The sequence below is a fragment of the Thiobacillus sp. genome (assembly GCF_018780105.1).
Lineage (GTDB): Bacteria > Pseudomonadota > Gammaproteobacteria > Burkholderiales > Thiobacillaceae > Thiobacillus.
On record NZ_JADMKC010000004.1, the window covers coordinates 48,249 to 61,364 of the forward strand.

General features: G+C 60.5%; 10 protein-coding genes. 5 read left to right on the top strand and 5 right to left on the bottom strand.

Annotated elements, in window-relative coordinates; genetic code table 11:
• Window positions 1-38: 38 nt before the first annotated feature.
• The 5 genes from prsR to IV098_RS03400 form a co-directional block, all read right to left on the bottom strand.
• Window positions 39-1,391 (bottom strand): PEP-CTERM-box response regulator transcription factor, encoded by a 1,353-nt coding sequence (gene prsR / locus IV098_RS03380; RefSeq protein ID WP_296886398.1) that lies wholly within the window; start codon window positions 1,389-1,391, stop codon window positions 39-41.
• Window positions 1,388-3,466 (bottom strand): XrtA/PEP-CTERM system histidine kinase PrsK, encoded by a 2,079-nt coding sequence (gene prsK, locus IV098_RS03385; protein WP_296886399.1) that lies wholly within the window; start codon window positions 3,464-3,466, stop codon window positions 1,388-1,390. The genes prsR and prsK overlap by 4 nt, the downstream gene beginning before the upstream one ends.
• Before the next feature lie 22 nt (window positions 3,467-3,488).
• Window positions 3,489-4,883: a TIGR03013 family XrtA/PEP-CTERM system glycosyltransferase gene (locus tag IV098_RS03390; protein WP_296886400.1), complete on the bottom strand. Its 1,395-nt coding sequence runs from the start codon at window positions 4,881-4,883 to the stop codon at window positions 3,489-3,491.
• An 82-nt stretch (window positions 4,884-4,965) separates the two neighbouring features.
• The gene (locus tag IV098_RS03395; RefSeq protein WP_296886401.1) at window positions 4,966-5,541 is read right to left on the bottom strand and encodes a hypothetical protein; all 576 of its coding nucleotides are present in this window, start codon (window positions 5,539-5,541) and stop codon (window positions 4,966-4,968) included.
• Window positions 5,538-7,928, bottom strand: a complete 2,391-nt coding sequence (locus tag IV098_RS03400; protein WP_296886402.1) for a penicillin-binding protein 1A — start codon at window positions 7,926-7,928, stop codon at window positions 5,538-5,540. The genes IV098_RS03395 and IV098_RS03400 overlap by 4 nt, the downstream gene beginning before the upstream one ends.
• Before the next feature lie 189 nt (window positions 7,929-8,117).
• Here IV098_RS03400 and IV098_RS03405 point away from each other — a divergent pair, with 189 nt between their 5' ends.
• The 5 genes from IV098_RS03405 to pilQ are packed head-to-tail and all read left to right on the top strand — an operon-like array spanning window position 8,118 to window position 13,095.
• A complete protein-coding gene (locus IV098_RS03405; RefSeq protein WP_296886403.1) occupies window positions 8,118-9,206 on the top strand; it encodes a pilus assembly protein PilM in 1,089 nt (362 codons plus the stop codon).
• The gene (locus IV098_RS03410; RefSeq protein ID WP_296886404.1) at window positions 9,203-9,781 is read left to right on the top strand and encodes a PilN domain-containing protein; all 579 of its coding nucleotides are present in this window, start codon (window positions 9,203-9,205) and stop codon (window positions 9,779-9,781) included. The genes IV098_RS03405 and IV098_RS03410 overlap by 4 nt, the downstream gene beginning before the upstream one ends.
• Window positions 9,778-10,398 carry a type 4a pilus biogenesis protein PilO gene (locus IV098_RS03415; RefSeq protein WP_296886405.1) on the top strand — a complete coding sequence of 207 codons (621 nt, stop codon included), beginning with the start codon at window positions 9,778-9,780 and terminating at the stop codon, window positions 10,396-10,398. The genes IV098_RS03410 and IV098_RS03415 overlap by 4 nt, the downstream gene beginning before the upstream one ends.
• Window positions 10,395-10,892, top strand: coding sequence for a pilus assembly protein PilP (locus IV098_RS03420; RefSeq protein WP_296886406.1), 498 nt, complete (start codon window positions 10,395-10,397; stop codon window positions 10,890-10,892). Before IV098_RS03415 ends, IV098_RS03420 begins: the two co-directional genes overlap by 4 nt.
• A 31-nt stretch (window positions 10,893-10,923) precedes the next feature.
• Window positions 10,924-13,095 (top strand): type IV pilus secretin family protein, encoded by a 2,172-nt coding sequence (gene pilQ / locus IV098_RS03425; RefSeq protein ID WP_296886407.1) that lies wholly within the window; start codon window positions 10,924-10,926, stop codon window positions 13,093-13,095.
• Window positions 13,096-13,116: the final 21 nt, after the last annotated feature.

Sequence of the window (13,116 nt, forward strand, 5' to 3'; positions counted from 1 at the left end):
GGGGCTCCGGAGGCGCGTGTGAATGGAAGGAAGCGTGCTTATTTCAGGCCGATTTTGGCCATCAGGTCGTACAGGGTCGGGCGCGTGATGCCCAGCAGTTCGGCCGCCTGCGCGACGCTGTTGTCGGTCTGGGTCAGTGCGCGGGTGATGGCCTGCCGTTCGGCGTTTTCGCGCGCCTGACGCAGGTTGAGCGGTTGCGGGTCGGCATGGCCGGGTTCGAGACTGAGATCGCTGGCGGTGATCTGGGTGCCGTCGGCCATGATGGTGGCGCGCTTGACCAGATTTTCCAGTTCCCGCACGTTGCCCGGCCAGGCGTGGCTCTCCAGCGCATTCAGCGCGTCGGGGCTGAAGCCGCGAATGTTGCGGCCGAGTTCCTGCGCGTTGCGTTCGAGAAAGGCTTGTGCGAGTAAAACAGCGTCGCCGGGACGTTCGCGCAGCGGCGGGATTTTGACGGTGATTTCGGAGAGCCGGTAGTACAGGTCTTCGCGGAAGCTGCCTTCCTTGATCATGCCGGTGAGATCGCGGTGAGTCGCGCAGACGACGCGTACGTCGACCGGGATTTCGCCGCGTCCGCCCAGCCGTTCGATCACCCGTTCCTGCAGGAAACGCAGGAATTTGGCCTGCAGCGGCAGCGGCAGGTCGCCGATTTCGTCGAGGAACAGGGTGCCTTCGTTGGCGTATTCGATGCGGCCGGCGGTCTGCTTGGCGGCGCCGGTGAAGGCACCTTTTTCATAGCCGAACAGTTCGGACTCCAGCAAGGTGTCGGGAATCGCCGCGCAGTTGATGGCGACGAAGCGCTTGCCGGCGCGCGGCGAAAGATCGTGCACGCCATGCGCCAGCACTTCCTTGCCGGTGCCAGACTCGCCCAGCAGCAGCACGGTGACATTGGCCGGGGCGACCTTTTCCACGGTGCGGCAGATTTTCAGCATCGAGTCGCTGCTGGTGATCAGGCCGCGCAGCGCCGACCCGCTCTGCTTCGCGAGCAGCATGCGGTTTTCGCTTTCCAGCGCATGCACGTGCAGCGCGCGGGCAATCATCAGCGCCAGCGTGTCGGGATCGAACGGCTTCTGGAAAAAGTCGTAGGCGCCCAGGCGGATGGCCTGCACGGCATTGCTGCGATCGAGATTGCCGGTGACGACGATGATCTTGGTGGTCGGGACGAGCGCCAGGATCTGCTGCAGGGTGGCCAGTCCTTCGGTTGCACCGTCGACATCCGGCGGCAGGCCGAGGTCAAGCAGCACCACCGCGGGTTCGTGGCGACGCAGCTGGGTGATGGCGCTGTCGCGGTCGTCGGCGACCACCAGTTCGTAATCGCCCAAGCTCCACTTGAGCTGCTTTTGCAAGCCGGGGTCGTCTTCGACCAGCAGTATTTTTGGTTTGGCGTCGCTCATGCGGCGTCTCCTTTAGAGTCGTTGTCCAGCGGTAAATTGAGTCGAAAGCGTGTGCCCTGCCCGGGGGTGCTGCTGACTTCGATGTTGCCATCGAGTGCGCGCAGGGTTTCCCGGCATTCGTAGGCGCCGATGCCCATGCCTGCGCCCTTGGTCGAATCGAAGGGCTGGAACAGGCGGGTGCGGATGAACTCCTCGTCCATGCCGCTGCCGGTATCGGTGATTTCGATGATCGCCTGCCCGGCTTCCTCGAATGCGTGCAAGGTCACGCTGCCGTTCGGCGGGGTCGCTTCCAGCGCATTTTGCAGCAGATGGCCGATGGCGCGGGTGAGGCGTTCGGGTTCGGCGCTGACCCGCAATTCAACGGGCGGCAATATCAGGGTGGGGCGCAGCTTGAACGCCTGTTTGCTGGCCACCGCGTCGTTCAGGATATCGGTCAGGCTGACCGGGTGGTTGCGGGTTGGGTTGCCGTCGCGGCGCAATTGTCTGAGCACCTTGTTCATGCGGGTGACGGCGTTGTCCACGGTGTCCAGCATGTCGGCCTGAAACTCGGGGTTGTCCTTGTGCTTTTCGGCGTTGGCCAGCAGCAGCGAGAGCTGGGCGACCAGATTTTTCAGATCGTGAATGACGAACGTGGTGGTGCGGTTGAACGATTCGAACTGGCGCGCCACGATGAGTTCATTGGATGCGCGCATTTGCGCCAGATGTGCGGCTGCCTGACGCGCCGCCACCTTGAGTAGGTCGCTCACTTCCCAGTTGAAACTGATTTTGCCCAGCGAATGTTTCAGCACGACAAAGCCCAGCAGTTCGTCGTGCAGCAACAATGGCACCACCAGCCACGCGTCGGCGGTCTGCTGCAGCCAGACCGGCGCGTTGAGCTCGCCGTAGAGGTCGCGGCGGGTCTGCATTTCGTCCAGATCCATCACCCACTGGGTGCGGGTGAGCCATTGCACGAATTCGGAATCGGCCGGCTCGGCGCCCTGAATGTCGGCCCAGTTCCAGTGGCTGGCGCGCTGGTAGCTGCCGGGGCTTTCACGCATCCACAGTGCGCCGCCCGGACTTTCAAGCAGCTTGGCCAGCGCTTCGACTGCGCGCTCGCACAGTTGCTCGCCAGGCCGGCCTTCGGTGAGGGTGCGGGTGAATTTGAGCCATTCTTCGCGGTAGTCGTAGCGGTAGCTGAAGAAATGCTTGGACAGGAATACCCGCAGGCGCGCGCGCAGGGTGCCGGAAAACATCAGCAGCACCAGCAGCATGGCGGCGGCGAAAACGAACACGGTCTGCACCACGTCGCCCCACTCGCCGCCGAACAGTCGCAGGTAATAGCCGGCGCTGGCCATCAGAAGCAGATAGACGCCGGCGGCGAGCAGGCTGGCCGTGTGGAAGGCCATGCTGCGCGACAGCCCGACCGGCGCAGACCATTGCGGGTTGCGTGCGGCCGAGACGGCGATCAGCGGCGTGATCAGGGCAGCGGCATAGCCGCGCGCCGCCCATACCCGGAGATCGATCGCGCCAAACAGGGCGGCATTGGCGTAAAGATAGAAGTCGTAGACAAACAGGCCGCCGAGGCCGAGGCAGAGAAACTTGATGGCCCAGCGGTCCTCAGGACGCGAACTGCGATAGACCTGCTCGATCAGGACCAGCCCCATGACGGCAAGCAGCACCAGTCCCATGTGGCCCAGCCAGCGTACTTGCATCGCTTGCAGGGGCACGATCGCGGGCGCGGCGCTGATCAGCAGCAGGCCCAGTACCAGCGCGCCACCCAGCACGGCGATGAGTCGCAGTGGCGTGGGCATGGACGCGCCTTGCGGCAGGCGCAGATGCAGGATGTAGAGCAGCAGCGCGAGCCAGGCGCCATTGCGTGCAACTTCGGCCATCAGCCCCAGCCGGGGCGGCAGCCAGCCGCTTGCCGTCAGCATCGACAGCGTGCCCCAGAGGGCGCTCAGGCCGGTGGCCAGCACCAGCAGACGGCCTTGCGGGCGCTGCCGCCAGCTGGCGACGATGAGCCCCGACAGGCCCAGATAGGCCAGCGCAGCCAGTCCGTAGCCGATGGCGGCCAGAATGAACGGGGTGCTGGGCATGGGAGAAGTCAGGCGGGCGCGCTCAACGCACGCCTTTGCCCCACAGCACGACTTGTGCGGTCTGGAACAGGATCATGAGGTCAAGAAACAGGCTGTGGTTTTTGACGTAGTAGAGGTCGTACTGCAGTTTGTGCATGGCGTCTTCATCGGTCGCGCCGTAGGGGTAGCGGACCTGCGCCCAACCGGTGATGCCGGGCTTCACCGTATGGCGTACGCCGTAATAAGGGATTTTCTGGGTCAGGTCCTGCACGAAATAGGGCCGTTCCGGGCGCGGGCCGACAAAGCTCATGTCGCCGAAGAATACGTTGAATATCTGCGGCAGTTCGTCAATCCGGGTGCGCCGGATAAAGCGCCCGGTGAGCGTGACGCGGCTGTCGTTCTGTCCGGCCCAGCGCGGTTTGCCGTCTTTTTCGGCATCGACGCACATGCTGCGGAATTTCAGGATGGTGAAGTTGCGGCAGCCTTGTCCTACGCGTTCCTGGCGGTACAGCACCGGGCCGGGGCTTTCCATTTTGATCAAAAGGGCGGTGAGCGCGATCAGGGGCAGGGTTACCACCAGCATGGCGGCGCTGATCACCAGGTCGAACAGGCGCTTGACGGTGTCACGCATCATGCCCTGATGGAAACCGTCGGCCAGGATCATCCAGCTGGCGTTCATCGAGTCGAGCTGCAGATGGCCGTTTTCCCGCTCGAAGAAATTGGACAGTTCCAGAATGCGAACCCCCCGCAGTTTGCACTGCAGAAGATCCTGAACCGGCATGCCGCCATTGCGGCGGTCGCGCACGGCGATGATGATTTCGTTGATTTGCAGGCGTGTGGTGAGGTCAACCAGCGATTCCTGGGTGTCGATAATCCGGGCATGATCGACGAAATGATGACTCCCTCCCATCGGCAGATAGCCGACCACCTGGGTGTTGCTGGCATGGCCAAGCTTGGACAGCAACGCTTCGATATGCGCGGCGCGGCTGCTGGTGCCGATCACCAGGGTGCGGGTTTTGAGTGCACCGACCTGGGTCCAGTGAATGAACAGGGCGCGGCTGAGCAGGATGCCGCATAGCGCCAGTCCGAACGAGAGCAGGAACACCCCGCGACCAACCAGCAGGACGGGGAACAGGTAGAACAACAGGCTCATCGTCACCAGCCCCAGCCCGAAGCTGAGGCCGAGTCGTTGCAGTAGAGCGCGGATGCCGCCGCGCCATTCGGCTGCATAGAGGCCGCTTGCTGTCATCAGGCCCAGCATGACCGTGGTGAATGCCAGCGCCTTGGGCAGCAAGGGGTCGAGATCGTGCGGCGTGGCGCCGAGGTCGAGAAAACGTGCGCTGACGCCCAGATAGATGGCGCCGCCGAGAATCAGGGACTCGATCAGCAGCAGCATCAGTAGATTCAGCGGCACGTAGTGCCTGAAAAAGCGGATCACGGTGAGAGCTCGGTTGCGATATTTATATGGTGTGCTTGTGAGCAGCTTTCATGCCAATGAAGACGGTTGGGGCATGATTGGACTAAGTCAGCGCCCGCACTTGCGGCAGGCGCAGGCGGCGGGGGCTGCCATCCGCCTGCAGGCGTTTCATGTTGCGCAATTCTGCAGCGGGATAAACGACGAGATCAACTGGTGCGCGCGGATCGTTGATGAGGTAGCGCGGATGACCTTGCCCCGCGCCGTCCGGCGGGCGGAATTCCCCGGCCTGGTAAGGGGTGGGGAGCTGCATCAGCAGAAATTCCACTTCCTTCTGGTCGTCGGTAAACAGCTGCAGGTTGATGTCGGCATGCGGGCCGGCCGTGCCGTTGAGTACCGAGCCGGTCAGGTGGGGGTCAAACGCAGCCAGCTGCTCCATGTATTCCATCGCGGTTTGGCGCAGCAAGGCGAGCAGGGAACGGGTTTCATCCGCCTGGAACAGCGACTGGTAGCTGCGCAGGGCCTCTTCGACCTGCTGGTTGTCAGGCAGGCTGCCGCTGTCGGGCACGCCCAGCTGGCGTGCCGCTTTGCGTTTGGCGGTGCCGTAATCGAGCGCGCCTTCTTCGGCCAGGATGCGTGCCGCTGCGTGGGCGATGCGGCGGCGCATGTCTTGATGTTTCATGGAAGAAATCCTGGATCGGTGGTGGTCGGTTCGGCGGCGGGTGCCGGCTCGGCCGTCGCGGCAGGGTCTCCGTTGGGTGCAAGCGGTGCGCCTTCGGCAGGCAGAAACTCCTGATAAAAGTGTTCCACCATGCCTGGTGAGGATTTTTCCAACAGTAGCCCGAACAATTCGTCCGGGAGGGTCTCCGTCAGACGCCTGCCGGTATCCGGATTGATGCGGGCGGTGATGATTCCGCTCGGCATAGGCCAGGTTTTCTGGGGCAGGCCGCTCAGCGCCGCACCCATGAATTTGATCCAGATCGGCAGGGCGGTTTGCGCGCCGGTTTCTCCGCGGCCGAGTGAGCGCGGCTGGTCGTAACCCATCCAGGAAACAGCCACCAGATCAGGGGTGTAACCCGCAAACCAGGTGTCGCGCGCGTCGTTGGTCGTGCCGGTCTTGCCGGCCAGATCGCTGCGCCCCAACTGGCCGGCGCGCGCAGCGGTACCGTAGCGAACCACGTCCTGCATCATGTTAGTCATCAGCCAGGCATTGCGCGGGTCGATCACGCGCGGCGCCTTGCCGCCGACGGTCTGCGGGCTCGCCTGCATCAGCAGGCGGCCGTCCTTGTCGGTCACCCGGTCGATCAGATAGGGTTTGACGCCGAATCCGCCGTTGGCGAATACGCCGTACCCAGCCGCCAGCTGCAGCGGGGTGACGCTGCCGGCGCCCAGCGCCATGGTGAGATAGGGCGGATGGCGCGCCGGGTCGAAGCCGAAGCGGCGGATGTAGTCGCGCGCGTAATACGGGCCTATTCCCTGCAGAATGCGCACCGACACCAGATTGAGCGATTTGGTCAGCGCGCTGCGCATCCGTACCGGGCCGCTGCTGCTGCCGTCGTAGTTCTTCGGCTCCCAGGCGGTGCCGCCAGCTTCTTCGGCGGCCAGCGTCAGCGGCATGTTGTCGATCAAGGTGGCCGGGGTATAGCCTTTTTCCAGCGCGGCCGAATAAATGAAGGGTTTGAAGCTCGACCCGGGCTGGCGCCAGGCCTGGGTGACGTGGTTGAACTTGTTGCGGTTGAAATCAAACCCGCCTACCAGCGCGGTGATCGCGCCATTTGCCGGGTTCAGGGCAATCAGGGCAGCTTCCACGTCGGGTAGCTGGACCAGCCGCCATTGCTGGGACTTGCCCGCAGCTTGCACCCGGATCACGGCACCGCTTGCCAGCTTGCGGCCCTTTTTGCCGGCCACCCAGTTGTCCACCCATTTCAGCGAGTTTCCCGAAATATCGATGAGTTTGCCGTCGCGCAGCTGGGCGCGGATCGATTTCGGGCTGGTGCTGACGACCACGGCGGGCTGCATGTCGCTTACCGGCGCGATCTCTTCCAGCGCCTGGCTGATCGCCGTTGTCCGTGCATCTCTGTCCTGTGGCAGCGGGATGTGTTTTTCCGGACCCCGATAGCCGTGGCGTTGGTCGTAATCGGCAATCCCCTGCCAGACTGCCCGGTTGGCAGCAGACTGTTGCTTGCTGCGCAGCGTGGTGACGGCTTTGTAGCCCGAGCTGTAAATGGATTCCCCGTATTTCTCGAACAGGGCCTGGCGCACCATTTCGGTCGCGTAATCGGCGTCCACGTTGGTGTGCTGGCGTTCCTGGCGGATGACCAGTTTTTGTTTGACGGCGGCCTGGCGGGTGGCCTCGTCGATGAACTTCAGCGTGTACATGCGCTTGAGCACATATTCCTGGCGGGTTTTGGCACGCGGGAAATTCACCACCGGGTTGTAGCGCGACGGCGCCTTGGGCAAACCGGCCAACATGGCGAACTCGGCCAGCGAAAGATCGTGGATCGGCTTGCCGAAGTAAGTGCGCGCTGCGGCCTCAAAGCCGTAGGCACGCTGTCCGAGGTAAATCTGGTTGATGTAAAGCTCGAGGATTTTGTCCTTCGACAGGCTGTGTTCGATTTTCATCGCCAGCATGGCCTCCGACAGTTTGCGCGTCAGGGTTTTTTCGTTCGACAGGAAGAAATTGCGTGCTACCTGCATGGTGATGGTCGATGCGCCTTCCTTGGCGCCGCCCGACAGCAGATTGGAGCCGGCTGCACGCAGGATGCCCAGCGTATCGACGCCGCCGTGGCTGTAGAAGCGCTCGTCCTCGGCGGCAATGATGGCCTGCTTCATATAAGCCGGAACCTTGTCGATCGCAATGAAGGCGCGGCGCTCCTCGCCAAACTCACCGATCAGGACGCCGTCAGCCGTAAATATGCGCAGCGGCAGCTTGGGCTTGTAGTCGGTCAGGGCCTCGAGCGGAGGCAGATTGGGGTAAATCAGTGCGGCCGCCAGTCCGGCGAGTGCGGTACCGACCACGCCAAGGCTGATAACGAGTGCCAGTGCGTAATGCCACCATTTGGAAAACATCCGATCCCTTCTGAGCAAGCCTAAAGTTTCCGCCGATTATAGGCGTTAGTGGTGTTGGAAATTGGATACAGTTGTGGAGTGCCCGCCAAACGGCCGGGAAATAACTGTTAAAAACCGTGTGTTGTTGCTAGCATCTAAAAACAATAATAAGAAAAAGCGCCAACCCACAGAAGCGTAAAGGAAAAACTCTTGCACCTGAATATCAATCTAGATTGGTTGTCCGCCAAAGGGCTGCCCATCCTGGGTCTGGATATCAGTACGACTGCGATCAAACTGGTCGAGTTGTCCGATGCCGGTAAAGGGATGTTGCGGGTCGAGCGCTATGTGATCGAACCCTTGCCCAAGGACGCGGTGATGGATGGCAATATTGCCAACCTGGATCAAGTAGCCGATACCTTGCGGTCTGCCTGGAAGAATCTGGGCTCGCGAATCAAGAACGTGGCGCTGGCGCTGCCTTCGTCGGCCGTGATCACCAAAAAGATTCTGGCACCTGCGAGCCTTACCGGGCTCGATCTGGAAAACCAGGTGGAAACCGAGGCCAACCAGGTCATTCCGTTTTCACTGGATGAAGTGAATCTGGATTTTCAGGTACTGGGCCCCTCGCCCGGTAGTCCAGACGACGTGCAGATCCTGCTGGCTGCCGCGCGCAAGGAAAAGGTCGAGGACCGTGTGGCTGCCGTGCAGGCAGCCGGACTCAAGGCGATGATCATGGACGTCGAGTCCTATGCAACGCAAACGGCCTACGAACAGATCGCCCACCTGATGCCCAGTGGCGGCGCGGGGATCACCGTAGCGATCATTGATGTCGGTGCGCAAAACATGCATATCAACATTCTTCACAACAACGACTCGGTTTATTTGCGCGAACATGGATTCGGCGGCACTCAGCTCAACAACGAAATTGCCCGCCGTTACGGCATGAGCGGAGAAGAGGCCGAAAATGCCAAGCGCAAGGGCACGCTGCCCGAAAGCTATGACGTGGAAGTGCTGCAACCCTATAGCGAAACGCTGGCGATGGAAATCGGGCGGGCGATGCAGCTGTTCACGACCTCCACCCAATATCGCAAGGTCGACCAGATTCTGCTGGCCGGTGGCGGCGCGATGATTCCGGGTGTCGACGAAGTGGTTGCCCAACGCACTGGAACGCCGACCATGGTGGTCAACCCGTTTGCCAACATGGCTGTGGGCGCCAAAATCCGGCCCCAGGCATTGACCGCCGATGCACCTTCCCTCTTTGTTGCCTGTGGCCTTGCCATGCGGAGGTTCGATCCCCAATGATCCGCATTAACCTACTCCCCCACCGCGAACTGGCGCGTGCTTCCCGCCGCCGTCAGTTCACTGTTCTATTTGGCGTCGCCGTGGCTGCGGGTCTGGTCGCGGTCATTCTTGGGCATCTCGTGATTGCGGCCCGGCAGTCCAACCAGGATGCACGCAATGCGTTCCTGACTGAAGAGATCGCCAAGCTGGATACGCAGATTGGCGAGATCAAAAAAATCCGTGAACAGACCCAGGCCCTGCTGGCGCGCAAGCAGGTTGTGGAAACCTTGCAATCCAATCGTACTGAAGTCGTGCATCTGTTCGATCAGATGATCCGTCTGTTGCCGGATGGGCTGTATCTCAAATCCTTCAAGCAAGCAGGGGATCTTGTCACCATTACGGGTTACACGCAGTCGAGTGCACGTGTTTCCACGCTGATGCGGTCGCTGGATGACTCGCCCTGGTTCGAGTCGGCCAGTCTGATCGAAATCAAGTCGGCTACAGTCAACAATCTGCGCGCCAACGAATTTGTATTGACGGTCAAGCAAACACGCCAACAGGCCGATGATGCAACCGAAAAGGGGCCCAAAGCATGACCCTGGACGAACTTAACAAACTGGATTTGAAAACGCTGGCCGACTGGCCGTTGCCAAGCAAGCTGGCGGCGCTGGCTTTGCTGTGCGTGGCGATTGTGGGCGCGGGCTGGTGGTTCGACTGGCGCGGCGGTATGGAAACCCTGGATGCGGCCAAGCAGAAAGAAACCGAGTTGCGTGGTGTGTTCACCACCAAGAAAGTTCAGGCGATCAATCTGGAGGCTTACAAAAAGCAACTGGCCGACATCGAGCAGGCATTCGGCGCACTGTTGAAACAATTGCCGAACAAGCAGGAGATGGATGCGTTGATTACTGACGTAAACCAGGCCGGTTTGGGTCGGGGTCTGCAATTTGAACTGTTCAAGCCGGAGGCTGAAACGGTGTCGGAGTTCTACGCTGAAACGCCGATTCGCGTCAAAATCACTGGGGGCTATCACGATGCGGCAGCTTTTGTCAGCGATGTGTCCAAGCTCTCGCGCATCGTCACCTTGCAGGATATCGTCATGGAACCGGGCAAGGACGGGGGGCTGAACATGGATGCTATCGTCAAAACCTATCGGTATCTGGACGACGAAGAAATCATCGCCAGCAAGAAGAAAACCAAGGAGCAGCCCAAATGAAGCGCTTGCCCATTGTGTTGATTGTGTTGGGTTTGAGTGGCTGCGGCGGCGGCAACATGGAAGACCTGCATACCTTTGTTGCCGAGACCGGAAAAGAAATGCAGGGCAAGATCGAGCCGCTGCCCGAGGTCAAGGTTTACGAACCCTTTACATATAACGCGTTCGATCTGCCCGATCCGTTCAAGCCGAGAAAGCTGTCTATGGGCGGCGGCGGTGGAATGCAGCCCGACCTCACCCGACCGAAAGAACCGCTGGAAGCGTTTTCATTGGAAACGCTGAAAATGGTGGGTGTGCTGTCCAAAAATGGCACCGTTCATGCGGTGGTCAAGACGCCTGACAACGCGATTTATCACGTCAAAAAAGGCAATTACATGGGCCAGAATTTTGGCCTGATCACGCAGATCAACGAGAACGAAGTGGGTTTGCGTGAAATTGTCCAGGATAGCGCCGGAGACTGGTCCGAGCGTTCCAGCACCCTGGTTTTGCAAGAGTGATTTGTAGTACTGAATATATATAGAGGCTGACATGAACGCACTGCCGAAGATTGCCCAGAAAATGACCCGTCACCTGTTCGGGATCGCCCTGCTCACCAGCTTGGTGTTGCCTTTTGCCGCGCGTGCGGCCGACACGCCGCCCACCGGTAACGCGGTGCAGAGCGTCGAAACGACTACGCAGCCAGGCGGAAAGGTCGTGGTGCGCGTCAAGCTCAAAAATGCACTGACTGCGACGCCAGCAGGATTTACCGTGGGCAATCCGCCGCGCATTGCACTGGACTTGCCGGATACCGGAAATGCGCTCGGGCGCAATACCGTGGAGGCTAACCTTGGGCCGCTGACAAGCGTGAACGTGGTGCAGGCGGGTACGCGTTCCCGCCTGGTGCTGAATCTGAACAAGTCGGTGGAATATGACACACAGATAGACGGCAACTCGCTGCTGATTTCCCTGGGCGATACCGGTGCCGGGGCCGCGCCAGTGAATACCAACCCCAGGTTTGCAGAAGCGGCACCGGGCGCAGCCGCTCACAGCATTCGCAATGTCGATTTCCGGCGCGGTGTGACGGGCGAGGCGCGCGTCGTCACGACGCTGTCGGACTCCCAGGCGGGCATCAATATCCGCCAGCAGTCCGGCGGCGTGGTGGTTGACTTCATCGGAACCGATTTGCCCAAGTCCTTGCAGCGTCGAATGGATGTGGCCGATTTCGGCACGCCCGTGCAGACCATCGAAACCTACAAGCTGGGCGAAAACACCCGCATGGTGATCCAGCCCAAGGGCGGCTGGGAGTATTCGGCGTATCAGACCGACAACAACTTCATTGTCGAAGTCAAAAAGAGCGACGATGCCCAGAAGAAAACAGCTGACGGCAAGGTGAAGTACACCGGTGAGAAACTGTCCCTCAATTTCCAGAATGTCGAAGTGCGTTCGGTGCTGCAGGTGATCGCAGACTTCACCGGCCTGAACATCATCGCCAGCGATACGGTGACCGGAAACCTGACCCTGCGTTTGAAAGATGTGCCGTGGGATCAGGCGCTTGAACTCATCATGCAGACCAAGGGGCTGGACAAGCGCCAGAACGGCAACGTGATCTGGATTGCGCCCAAGGACGAGCTGCTGACCAAGGAAAAGCTCGAGTATGAAGCGCGCTCTGCGGTCGCCGATCTGGAGCCCCTGTCTACCGAGTACATTCAGCTCAACTACATGCGGGCGGATGAAGCGCAAACCATGTTGTACGGTTTTTCCATGGGTGCCTTCCTGAACTCGGCTGGGGGTGGCGTCAACTGCTCGGCGCAGGCTCAGGGCCTGGGTGGGGGGGCTGTGGCGCAAGCCTCGCAGCAGGGTGAGGGCAAGAGCGATCAGAAGGTTCTAACCAAGCGTGGCCGTGCGACCTATGAACTGAAAAGCAACACGCTGATCATTACTGACACCCCGCGCAAAATTCAGGAAATACGAGAATTGTTGACCCGCCTGGATGTGCCCGCGCGTCAGGTCATGATCGAGGCGCGAGTCGTGTTGGCCAACGATGGCTGGAGCCGTGATTTGGGTACGCGTCTGAGTTTTGCAGTGGGCGGAAGCAACCCCAGCAAAGCCAGTGGCAGCAGCGTCGGGCTCTTGCCGGGCGCATCTCCTGGTCTCGCATCCAATTTCCTCGTCAATCTGCTTGACCCCGCGAGTGGCAACCTGCTGAATCTTGAGTTGTTGGCGCTGGAAGAAGAGAATCGGGGCAAGGTCATTTCCAATCCTCGCGTGATGACCACCAACCAGAAGCCGGCAGTCATTCTGAACGGTACGCAAATTCCGTACATTACCCCGGGTACGGCGAACAATCCGGCTACGGTCACGTTCAAGGACGCTTTCCTGTGCTTGCTGGTCGATCCACAGATCCTCAACAATGACTCGGTCATCCTGACGGTCGAGGTGCAAAAGGACTCGGTGCGAAATGCTTCGCTGGTTTTGCAGGACAACCCTGCCATCGATACCAAGCGGATCAAGACCCAGGTTCGTGTGAACAACGGTGAAACCCTGGTGTTGGGCGGAATTTTCGATGGTGAAGAGCTTTCGACCGTGAGCAAGGTGCCGCTGCTGGGCGACATACCCGGACTCGGCTGGATGTTCAAGTACACGACTAAAGATACCACCAAGACCGAGCTGATCATCTTCCTGACACCGCGGATTCTCGACGAGCGCTTGTCACTGCGTTAATCGCGTACACACCCAAAGCGC

Excerpts from the sequence above, each read along its gene's own strand:
- IV098_RS03400 (WP_296886402.1), bottom strand. The coding sequence starts at position 7,928 with ATGTTTTCCAAATGGTGGCATTACGCACTGGCACTCGTTATCAGCCTT.
- prsR (WP_296886398.1), bottom strand. The coding sequence starts at position 1,391 with ATGAGCGACGCCAAACCAAAAATACTGCTGGTCGAAGACGACCCCGGC.
- IV098_RS03395 (WP_296886401.1), bottom strand. The coding sequence starts at position 5,541 with ATGAAACATCAAGACATGCGCCGCCGCATCGCCCACGCAGCGGCACGC.
- prsK (WP_296886399.1), bottom strand. The coding sequence starts at position 3,466 with ATGCCCAGCACCCCGTTCATTCTGGCCGCCATCGGCTACGGACTGGCT.
- IV098_RS03420 (WP_296886406.1), top strand. The coding sequence starts at position 10,395 with ATGAAGCGCTTGCCCATTGTGTTGATTGTGTTGGGTTTGAGTGGCTGC.
- IV098_RS03410 (WP_296886404.1), top strand. The coding sequence starts at position 9,203 with ATGATCCGCATTAACCTACTCCCCCACCGCGAACTGGCGCGTGCTTCC.
- pilQ (WP_296886407.1), top strand. The coding sequence starts at position 10,924 with ATGAACGCACTGCCGAAGATTGCCCAGAAAATGACCCGTCACCTGTTC.
- IV098_RS03415 (WP_296886405.1), top strand. The coding sequence starts at position 9,778 with ATGACCCTGGACGAACTTAACAAACTGGATTTGAAAACGCTGGCCGAC.